Annotated in this window: 7 protein-coding genes; 2 read left to right on the top strand and 5 right to left on the bottom strand. The window is 70.5% G+C overall.

What is annotated here, in order from left to right; genetic code table 11:
- Positions 1-183 (bottom strand): hypothetical protein (locus ACLJQE_RS43840; protein ID WP_410645785.1); only part of this gene is annotated, 183 nt, incomplete at its 3' end.
- An 87-nt stretch (positions 184-270) separates the two neighbouring features.
- Between ACLJQE_RS43840 and ACLJQE_RS43835 the strand changes: the two genes are divergently transcribed.
- On the top strand, positions 271-909 hold the full coding sequence (locus ACLJQE_RS43835; protein WP_410645784.1) for a nicotinamide riboside transporter PnuC: 639 nt from the start codon (positions 271-273) through the stop codon (positions 907-909).
- Here ACLJQE_RS43835 and ACLJQE_RS43830 read toward each other — a convergent pair.
- Complete coding sequence (locus tag ACLJQE_RS43830) at positions 890-2,500, bottom strand: L-lactate permease (RefSeq protein ID WP_410645783.1); 1,611 nt, start codon at positions 2,498-2,500, stop codon at positions 890-892. The two genes, ACLJQE_RS43835 and ACLJQE_RS43830, sit on opposite strands and share 20 nt — an antisense overlap.
- A 118-nt stretch (positions 2,501-2,618) precedes the next feature.
- Positions 2,619-3,209, bottom strand: a complete 591-nt coding sequence (locus ACLJQE_RS43825; protein ID WP_410645782.1) for a TetR/AcrR family transcriptional regulator — start codon at positions 3,207-3,209, stop codon at positions 2,619-2,621.
- An 82-nt stretch (positions 3,210-3,291) separates the two neighbouring features.
- Here ACLJQE_RS43825 and ACLJQE_RS43820 point away from each other — a divergent pair, with 82 nt between their 5' ends.
- Positions 3,292-4,035: an SDR family oxidoreductase gene (locus ACLJQE_RS43820; RefSeq protein WP_410645781.1), complete on the top strand. Its 744-nt coding sequence runs from the start codon at positions 3,292-3,294 to the stop codon at positions 4,033-4,035.
- Here the strand turns inward: ACLJQE_RS43820 and ACLJQE_RS43815 are convergent.
- Together ACLJQE_RS43815 and aceE are read right to left on the bottom strand one after the other, a co-directional pair.
- Complete coding sequence (locus ACLJQE_RS43815; RefSeq protein ID WP_410645787.1) at positions 4,032-5,243, bottom strand: alpha-hydroxy-acid oxidizing protein; 1,212 nt, start codon at positions 5,241-5,243, stop codon at positions 4,032-4,034. The two genes, ACLJQE_RS43820 and ACLJQE_RS43815, sit on opposite strands and share 4 nt — an antisense overlap.
- 73 nt (positions 5,244-5,316) lie before the next feature.
- Positions 5,317-8,112 (bottom strand): pyruvate dehydrogenase (acetyl-transferring), homodimeric type, encoded by a 2,796-nt coding sequence (aceE, locus tag ACLJQE_RS43810; RefSeq protein WP_410645780.1) that lies wholly within the window; start codon positions 8,110-8,112, stop codon positions 5,317-5,319.
- Between the last annotated feature and the right edge of the window lie 308 nt (positions 8,113-8,420).

The raw sequence follows: 8,420 nt of genomic DNA, 5'->3' as shown, positions 1-8,420 counted from the left end.
GAAGGCCACCTTGGGTGCGTTGGGCGCACCGAAGGCCACCTTGGGTGCGTTGGGCGCACCGAAGGCCACCTTGGGTGCGTTGGGCGCACCGAAGGCCACCTTGGGTGCGTTGGGCGCACCGAAGGCCACATTGGTTGCGTTGAGCGCACCGAAGGCCACATTGGGGCGCTTGGCCGGTCTCACGGTGCGGGATGTTCCGCCGCTCACAGTCTCTGGGGAATGCGTTCGCCGGGGAGCATGTTGGGAGCGGTAGGACGAAAGGGGCGTGACGTGGACTTCCTGCTGCACCACGGGATCACCGTGCTCGGCCAGTGGATTTCGATCGCGGAGCTCGCCGGGCAGGTGTTCGCGCTCGCCGTCGTGTTCCTCGCGCAGCGTCGCACCCTGTGGACGTGGCCCGTGCAGGTCGGGGCCACCGTGCTGCTGTTCGCCGTCTACGCCTCCGCGCACCTCGGCGGGCTCGCCGCGCGGCAGGTCGCCATCCTCGCCATCTCCGTCTACGGCTGGTGGGCCTGGACGCGCCGCCGGGACCCGGTGTTCGGCGTGGTCGTCCGCAAGGGCCGGCTCGCCGAACGGCTGGCCATGATCGGTGCCTTCGTCGTCGGGACCACCGTGATGGCGCTGGTCCTCGACGCCCTGCACGCCTCCTGGGCGCCCTGGCCGGACGCTGCCATCTTCGTCGGCACCCTCGTCGCCTTCGGGGCGCAGGGGCTCGGGCTCGTCGAGTTCTGGCTGGTCTGGCTGGCCGTCGACGCGATCGGCGTCCCGCTGCAGATCTCGTCCGGGCTCTACTTCTCCGCCGCGATCTACCTCGTGTTCGCCGGGCTCGTCGTGCACGGCTGGTGGAGCTGGAACCGCTCCGCCCGGCGCGTCGCCGCCCGGCCCGGGGTCACGGCAGCATCCAGCTGAGCACCGCGGTGCTCTGACCCCAGACGATCAGGCACATCACGAGCAGCAGCCCGATGCTCCACGGCAGCACCTTCCGCAGCAGCTTCCCCTCTTCGCCCGGCAGGTTCGCCGCCACGCAGGCGATGGTGAGGTTCTGCGGGGACACCATCTTGCCGAGGACGCCGCCGGAGCTGTTCGCCGCGGCCAGCAGGTCCGCGGGCAGGCCCGTCTGGTGCGCCGCCGTCACCTGCAGGGCGCCGAACAGCGCGTTGGCCGAGGTGTCGGACCCCGAGCCGGCGACGCCGAACCAGCCCAGCACCGGGGAGAGGAACGCCAGCCCGGCGCCCGCGGCGGCGATGAACGTGCCGATCGTGGTCGTCTGGCCGGACAGGTTCATCACGTAGGCCAGCGCCAGCACCCCGGTCACGGTGAGGATCGCGAACCGCAGCTCCTTGACCGTCGCCAGCCACTCGCGCGCGGCGTCGCTCGCCTTCACCGCCAGGATCGCCGCCGTGATGACGCCGGCCAGCAGCACCAGCGTCCCGCCGGTGCTGAGGAACGGCAGCGAGAAGGTGTTGCCGGAGACCGGTTTCCCGTTCGGGGCCGCGACGTTCAGCCCGGGCCAGCGGAACTTCCAGGTCGCCTTGTCCAGCAGCCGCTTGACCGGCGGCAGCACGGCGATCGAGAAGATCACGATGATGAGCAGGTACGGCAGGTACGCCTTGACGACGTCGTCCCGCGAGTCCTCCGGCGGTGCTTCGGCGGTCGCCGTCCCGCCGGTGCCGATCCGGACGGCTTCGGGCACCGGACGCCGGGTCTGGGGCAGGGCGACGAGTGCGGCCGCGCCGGCGAGCGCCGCGCCGATGTCGGCCAGCTGCGGGGACACGTAGTTCGAGGCCAGGAACTGTACGAGCCCGAACGCGGCACCGCAGACGAGCGCGGGCAGCCAGGTGTCCTTGAGGCCGCGCTTGCCGTCGACGATGATCACCAGCAGCAGCGGCACGACCAGCGCGAGCAGCGGCGTCTGGCGGCCCACGATCGACGAGACCTCCTGCAGCGGCAGGCCGGTGACCTGGGCCAGGGTGACGACCGGGGTCCCCATGGCGCCGAACGCGACCGGCGCGGTGTTGGCGACCAGCGCGACGACGGCGGCCTTGACCGGGTGGAACCCGACGGCCACCAGCATCACGGCACTGATCGCGACCGGCGCGCCGAACCCGGCGAGCGCTTCCATGAGCGCGCCGAAGCAGAAAGCGATGATCAGGGCCTGGATGCGCGGGTCGTCGGAGATCCGGCCGAACGAGCGGCGCAGGACGTCGAAGTGCCCGGTCCGCACGGTGAGCCGGTAGATCCACAGCGCGTTGACGACGATCCACAGGATCGGCCACAACCCGAACGCGGCGCCCTGAAGCGCCCCGGAGACGGCCTGCACGACCGGCATCCCGTACGCGGCCACCCCGACGACCAGTGCGACGAGCAGCCCGATCAGCGCGGCGTGGTGTGCGCGCATCCGGACGGCGCCCAGCAGCACGAGGACGGTGGCGAGCGGCAGCACGGCCACGAGCGCGGACAGGCCCAGCGAGCCCAGCGGGGTCACGTCTTGCACGAACACGGGCGACCTCCGTTTTCCACGATGCGAAAACGGCCTTTCGGCGAGTGCCCGAGATCTTCGTCACAAACCAGCTGGTCCGTCAAGAAGTTGAGACCAATTGGCTCAACGAGTCAGACTTTCACGGCCTCGGCAGGACGGCGAGCGCGGTTTCGGCGATCGCCCGGACCTCGGCCGCTTCCACGCCGCCCTTGCCCAGTGCTTCGAGGCCGCGCAGGACCGCCAGCACGAGGCCGGCGAGGCGGGCCGGGTCCTGGCCGGTGGCGAGGTCGCCCGCGCGCTGGGCGCCCGCGATGCACGCCGTCAGGTGGTCCTGCAGGTCGCGGAACAGCCGTCGGCTGCGGGCCGCGACCGCCTCGTCGTGCTCCGCGCATTCGGCCGTGCTCTTCGCGATCAGGCAGCCGCGGCGCGCCCGGTCGGCGGCGACCGTCTCGGCGATCGCGCGCACGTGGTCGCCGAGGCGCCGATACGCGGTGGCGTCGGGGCCCTCGAGCTGCCGGCGTATGCCGTCGGCCGCTTCGGTGCAGTAGTGGTCGAAGACGCGCAGGAACAACGCGTGCTTGTCGCCGAAAGCCCCGTAGAGGCTGCCCTTGCCGAGGCCGGTCGCGGCGGCGATGTCGTCCACCTTCGTGCCCGCGTAGCCGGTCTCCCAGAACTGGTCCCTGGCCGTGCGCAGGACCGCTGCCTCGTCGAAGCTCCGGGGTCTGGCCATGAGATCAGGCTACCCGTTCTTGACTATCTCGTCCAGAACGGCGTAAGTTCTGGACGATATAGTCAAGAACTGGAGGAGCACCGTGAACCTGGAGAACAAGACCGCCGTCGTGACCGGCGGGAGCACCGGCATCGGGCTCGCCATCGCGAAGCGGTTCGCGGCCGAGGGCGCGCACGTCTTCATCACCGGGCGCCGCAAGGAGGCGCTCGACGACGCGGTGGCCGAGATCGGCGGGTCGGTGCAGGCGGTTCGCGCGGACTCGGCGAACCTCGCCGACCTCGACGAGCTCTACCGCGTGGTGGCCGAGCGCGGCCGCGGCCTGGACGTCCTGGTCGCCAACTCCGGCGTCGGGGTCCTGGCCCCGCTCGGCGAGATCACCGAGGAGCAGTTCGACACGACGTTCGGCACCAACGTCAAGGGCGTCCTCTTCGCCGTCCAGAAGGCGCTGCCGCTGCTGAACGCGAACGCGTCGATCATCCTCACCGGCTCGACGACGTCGACGCGGGTCGCCCCGGCCTTCGGCGTCTACGCGGCGACGAAGGCGGCGGTGCGCAACTTCGCCCGCACCTGGGCACTCGACCTCAAGGGCACGGGGACGCGGATCAACGTCCTGAGCCCGGGCCCGACGCGCACCCCGGGACTGCTGGGCCTGGTGCCCGACGACGCGCAGCAGGGCCTGGTCGACGGCCTGGCGGCGGAGGTCCCGCTGGGGCGCCTCGGCGACCCGGCGGAGATCGCGGCGGCCGCGCTGTTCCTGGCCACCGACGAGGCGAGCTTCGTCAACGGCGTCGAGTTCTTCGTCGACGGTGGCCAGGCGCAGGTTTAACGCAGGGTGGCGTGGCTCGGCGTCAGGTCCTTCAGGGTGCGGACGCCGAGGAGCTGCATCGTGCGGACCATCTCCGTGCGGAGGATGTCGACGCAGCGCTGGACGCCGCGTTCGCCGCCGGCCATCAGGCCGTACAGGAACGCGCGGCCGATCAGGACCGCGTCGGCGCCGCGGGCGATGGCCGCCACGATGTCGCCGCCGGAGAGGATGCCGGTGTCGATCCAGACCTCGGCGTCGCCCTGGATCTCGTCGAGGACCGCTGGGAGCAGCTCCAGGGGGGTCGGCGCGCGGTCGAGCTGGCGGCCGCCGTGGTTGGACAGCAGCACCGCGTCCGCGCCGTGCTTCACCACGTCACGGGCGTCGTCGACGTTCTGCACGCCCTTGACCACCAGCTTGCCCGGCCAGGTGCGGCGCACCCAGTCGAGGTCGTCGTAGTTCAGCGTCGGGTCGAACAGCTTGTTCAGCAGTTCGGCCACGGTGCCGTCGAAGTGGTTGAGCGAAGCGAACGTCAGCGGCTCGGTGGTGAGCAGGTTGAACCACCACGCCGGGTGCAGCGCGCCGTCGAGGAACGTCTTGAGCGTCAGCGCGGGCGGGATGGTCAGGCCGTTGCGGACGTCCCGCAGCCGCGCGCCGCCGACCGGCGTGTCGACGGTCAGCATGAGCGTGTCGTAGCCCGCGGCCCACGCCCGATTCATCAGATCTTCACCGGCGCCGTGGTCGCGCCAGACGTAGAGCTGGAACCACTTGCGGGCGCCCGGCGCGGCCTCGGCGAGGTCTTCGATCGACGTCGTCGCCATCGTCGAAAGCCCGACCGGGATGCCGTTGCGCTCGGCGACGCGGGCCACCGCCCGCTCGCCCTCGTGCTGCATCATGCGGGTGAACCCGGTGGGGGCGAAGGCGAACGGCAACGCCGACGGCTTGCCGAGGATCTCCCGGGTGGTGTCGACGTCGGACACCCCGCGCAGCACGTTCGGGTGGAACTCGATGCGCCGGTACGCCTGCCGGGCCCGGCGCAGGCTGTCTTCCAGCTCGGCCGCGCCGTCGGTGTAGTCGAACGCCGCCCGCGGGGTGCGCTTGCGCGCGATCATCCGCAGGTCGGCGATGGTGTGCGCGTTCGCCAGCCGCCGGTCCGTCGGGTTCAGCACGATCGGCTTCGGCCGGAGGATCTGCTGCAGCTCACTCGGCCTCGGCAGCCGGCGCTTCGTCACCTTCATCACTCCCTACGTGCCAAGGGACCCGGCAGACATCGGATGTCTGCCGGGTCCCGAACCTAGCAGCAGGTCACGCGTTCCCGGAATCCGACGTCTGCGGCCCGGCGGCCGCGATGTCGTCGAGCCGGTACTTCGTGGCCGCTTCGAGAACCTTCGCCTGGTCGACCTCGCCGCGCTTGGCCAGGATCGACAGCGCGCCGACGGTGATCGACTCGGCGTCGACCAGGAACTTCCGCCGCGCCGCCGGCCGGGTGTCGGAGAAGCCGAAGCCGTCCGTGCCCAGCGTCAGCATGTCGGTCGGGACGTACGGGCGGATCAGGTCCGGCACCGCGCGCATCCAGTCCGACACCGCCACGACCGGCCCGTTCGAGCGGGAAAGCTTCTCGGTGACGTACGGCACGCGCGGCTCGCTGCCCGGGTAGAGCAGGTTGTCGTGGTCGATCTCGACGGCCTCGCGCCGCAGCTCGGTCCACGACGTCGCCGACCACACCGCGGCCCGCACGCCCCACTCCTCGGCCAGCTTCTCCTGCGCCTTCAGCGCGTCCGGCATCGTGACGCCCGAGACCAGGATCTGCACCTCGGGGCCGTCGCCCGCGGGGGCGTCGGCGTACTTGTACAGCCCCTTCAGCAGGCCCTCGACGTCGAGGTTCTCCGGCTCGGCGGGCTGCTGGTACGGCTCGTTGTAGATCGTCATGTAGTAGAAGACGTTCTCGCCGTTGCCGTCCGGGCCCGTCTCGCCGTACATCCGGCGCAGGCCGTCCTTGACGATGTGCGCGATCTCGAACGACCACGCCGGGTCGTAGGCCACCGCGGCCGGGTTGGTCGCCGCCAGCAGCAGCGAGTGCCCGTCGGCGTGCTGCAGGCCCTCACCCGTCAGCGTGGTGCGGCCGGCGGTCGCGCCGATGACGAACCCCCGGGCCATCTGGTCGGCGGCGGCGTACAGGCCGTCACCGGTCCGCTGGAACCCGAACATCGAGTAGAAGATGTAGATCGGGATCATCGGCTCGCCGTGCGTCGCGTACGACGTGCCGACGGCGGTGAACGACGCGGTCGAGCCCGCCTCGTTGATGCCCTCGTGCAGGAGCTGGCCCTTCTCGGACTCCTTGTAGGCCAGCATCAGGCTCGCGTCGACCGACGTGTACGTCTGGCCGTGCGGGTTGTAGATCTTGGCCGTCGGGAACATCGAGTCGAGGCCGAAGGTGCGGGCCTCGTCCGGAATGATCGGGACGACGCGCTTGCCGATCTCGGAGTCCTTCGCCAGCTCGCGGACCAGCCGGACGAACGCCATGGTCGTGGCGACCTCCTGCTTGCCGGAGCCCTTGCGGACGCCTTCGTAGACCTTGTCGCCCGGCAGGACGAGCGCCTTGGCCGACTTCGGACGGCGTTCGGGCAGGAAGCCGCCGAGCGCCTTGCGGCGGCCGATCAGGTACTCGATCTCGGGCGAGTTCGCACCCGGGTGGTAGTACGGCGGCAGCTTCGGGTCGCGCTCGAGCTCCTCGTCGCTGATCGGGATCCGCTGCGAGTCGCGGAACAGCTTCAGGTCGTCGAGGGTGAGCTTCTTCATCTGGTGCGTGGCGTTGCGGCCCTCGAACGCCGGGCCCAGGCCGTAGCCCTTGATCGTGTGGGCCAGGATCACCGTCGGCTGGCCGTGGTGCTCCAGCGCCGACTTGTACGCCGCGTACACCTTGCGGTAGTCGTGGCCGCCGCGCTTGAGGTTCCAGATGTCGGCGTCGGAGAGGTCCTTGACCAGGTCCTTCGTCCGCGGGTCGCGGCCGAAGAAGTGCTCCCGGACGAACGCGCCGTCGTTGGCCTTGTACGTCTGGTAGTCACCGTCCGGGGTGACGTTCATCAGGTTGACCAGGGCGCCGTCGCGGTCGGCGTGCAGCAGCGAGTCCCACTCGCGGCCCCAGATGACCTTGATGACGTTCCAGCCGGCGCCGCGGAAGTACGACTCCAGCTCCTGGATGATCTTGCCGTTGCCGCGCACCGGGCCGTCGAGCCGCTGCAGGTTGCAGTTGATCACGAAGGTCAGGTTGTCGAGGCCCTCGCCGGCCGCGATGTGGATCAGGCCGCGCGACTCCGCCTCGTCCATCTCGCCGTCGCCGAGGAACGCCCAGACGTGCTGGTCGTTCGTGTCCTTGATGCCGCGGTCGCGCAGGTAGCGGTTGAACCGCGCCTGGTAGATGGCGTTCATCGGGCCGAGGCCCATCGACACCGTCGGGTTCTCCCAGAACTCCGGCATCAGCCGCGGGTGCGGGTACGACGGCAGGCCGCCGCCCTCGCCGGCGTGGCTGTACTCCTGGCGGAAGCCGTCGAGCTGCGACTCCGAGAGCCGGCCCTCGAGGAACGCGCGGGCGTAGATGCCGGGGGAGGCGTGACCCTGGATGAAGATCTGGTCGCCGCCGCCGGAGTGGTCCTTGCCGCGGAAGAAGTGGTTGAAGCCCACTTCGTAGAGCGCGGCCGAGGAGGCGTAGGTCGAGATGTGGCCGCCGACGCCGACGCCGGGGCGCTGCGCCCGGTGCACCATGATCGCCGCGTTCCAGCGGATCCAGGCGCGGTAGCGGCGCTCGATGTCTTCGTCACCGGGGAACCAGGGTTCGTTCTCGGTGGGGATGGTGTTGACGTAGTCCGTCGAGGTCAGCGCCGGGACGCCGACGTTGCGCTCCCGGGCTCGCTCGAGGATGCGCAGCATCAGGTAACGGGCCCGCTGCTGACCGCCCCTCGCGAGAGCCTCGTCGAAGGAGTCCAGCCACTCGGCGGTCTCCTCCGGGTCGATGTCGGGCAGGTGCGCCGCCAGTCCGTCACGGATGACGCGTACGCGTGCCGGGGTCTCCTTGCCGGAGGCGCCGTCGTTCTGCGGGGCCAAGGGGTCTCCTTGCGAAAAGTTGTAGCCGGTGGTGCTCGTACGCGGGGGTGTACGACTTCCATCGTCGTCTTCCGTCCCGGCTTCCGCACCGCTACTTGGCGGTAACATGGGCCGACCCGGTCGAGCCACTCCCTGCGCGCGGTGTATCGCGCGCGCGTTTATTCCTCCCCACCCTAGGGGACGACCCTCGACGGGGTGGCAGACCGGGGGCGCCTGGCACCCGAAACGCCGTCGCGGCGGGCCGGTCGCGGGCCGTATCCTGCGACACGAGTTGTCACAGATCCGGTGTGGACGGTTGCGCGCGGAGC

It is taken from the genome of Amycolatopsis sp. lyj-346, from assembly GCF_046548975.1.
Lineage (GTDB): Bacteria > Actinomycetota > Actinomycetes > Mycobacteriales > Pseudonocardiaceae > Amycolatopsis.
This window is presented reverse-complemented; position numbering and strand designations above follow the sequence as displayed.

Excerpts from the sequence above, each read along its gene's own strand:
- ACLJQE_RS43825 (WP_410645782.1), bottom strand. The coding sequence starts at position 3,209 with ATGGCCAGACCCCGGAGCTTCGACGAGGCAGCGGTCCTGCGCACGGCC.